This window comes from Acinetobacter sp. YH12120, from assembly GCF_013418795.1.
GTDB classification, from domain to species: domain Bacteria; phylum Pseudomonadota; class Gammaproteobacteria; order Pseudomonadales; family Moraxellaceae; genus Acinetobacter; species Acinetobacter towneri.
Map to the genome: position 1 here is coordinate 1 of NZ_VPBI01000055.1, position 1,295 is coordinate 1,295.

The following is a 1,295-nucleotide window of genomic DNA, read 5'->3' on the forward strand; positions in this document are numbered from 1 at the left end:
TTTTTTTAAGTTTTTGATTTAGTGATTAGTATCATTATGGTGAGAGTTGAGCAGATAGAAGGGAATACTCACCCTAAAGCACCTATAAAGGCACTTTAGGAGTATTTCCCTCTGGAGCATCACTACGGAGCCGAGCGTCGCTTCAATCGGAGTGCATCACGGTATAACGCTGCACCTGTCTTAATTACGGCTTATATCACCGCCTGAACGCATTTAAGACCGCCTGTGGGCTTTGTTTGATCATCGCAAGGGCATAACACCCAATATACTCACGATCACCCTTAGACTACTCATGCTGCTGCCTGCTTTGTTCAGTTCCCCCAGTAACAGGCTAAAAATCACCGCTTAAATGCTGTCGTCACTAATCCTTCCACCCATTTAAACGGACGGAATACTAATTTTGGTAGGCTTTAACAACGAAAGGGGATTTATTTTGAATCTTGTGTCGTTATAATCGCTTATACCGCACGGGGATTTTATCCTGATTATTATGTCGAGTTGTCGCTCACATAATCTTTCGTTATTGATTCCTGCAAGAATTAATAACCGTGCTTAGAATATATTTAAGTAGACCCCTATTTACAATCCTAAATTGACACAATTTAGGGTTTTTTTTTGTTTATTTACGACCACATGACAACATGTTTACGGGTTTAGGGGGGTTTTAGGGGGTTTCCCTAACAAGTTTCCTGTAGCTACAGGGTAGGCTTGCTTTTTCTGCTGGCGATCTCTCCAGGTATCTCAGAGGATGCGGAGTGCATCCGAACTGACGCAATACGCTACGAAAACACCTTTTTCCCTGATTACAAGCTCCCTTTTGCTTTATATCGGTAAGAATTAGCGAATGCGACACGTAAGGAAGAAGAAGAGAGAGGGGCGAAGGCAGGGATTTATCCCGCCTCGACTCTCTCTTAAAATGGTTCTCTTGGTATATTTACGAAATCTCACGTAATGCTTGTGTAGCAAGGCTTTCAAAGCACCTCAAGTTCTAGCAGATCAGACAACAAATATAATTCTTGTTCATCTAAAGCAATTCTGTTTTCACCACTTAAAGACAATAAAACTTCTGTGACCTTTCCTTGTTCTTCAAAGAAATGACCATTCTCTGTATGTACGAATTTTACTGTTTTGCCTAAAAGCTCTATGACTTGTTCCATCTTAAACACCTTTTTTTTAAGTTTTTGATTTAGTGATTAGTATCATTATGGTGAGAGTTGAGCAGATAGAAGGGAATACTCACCCTAAAGCACCTATAAAGGCACTTTAGGAGTATTTCCCTCTGGAGCATCACTACG

Annotated in this window: 1 protein-coding gene; it reads right to left on the reverse strand. The window is 40.6% G+C overall.

The window, feature by feature from the left end; translation table 11 throughout:
• Nucleotides 1–971: 971 nt before the first annotated feature.
• Nucleotides 972–1,157 (reverse strand): hypothetical protein, encoded by a 186-nt coding sequence (locus FTU58_RS13945; RefSeq protein WP_179995844.1) that lies wholly within the window; start codon nt 1,155–1,157, stop codon nt 972–974.
• Nucleotides 1,158–1,295 lie beyond the last annotated feature (138 nt).

What these genes read in the sequence shown, in the direction of transcription:
- FTU58_RS13945 (WP_179995844.1), bottom strand. Translation starts at nt 1,157, where the DNA reads ATGGAACAAGTCATAGAGCTTTTAGGCAAAACAGTAAAATTCGTACAT.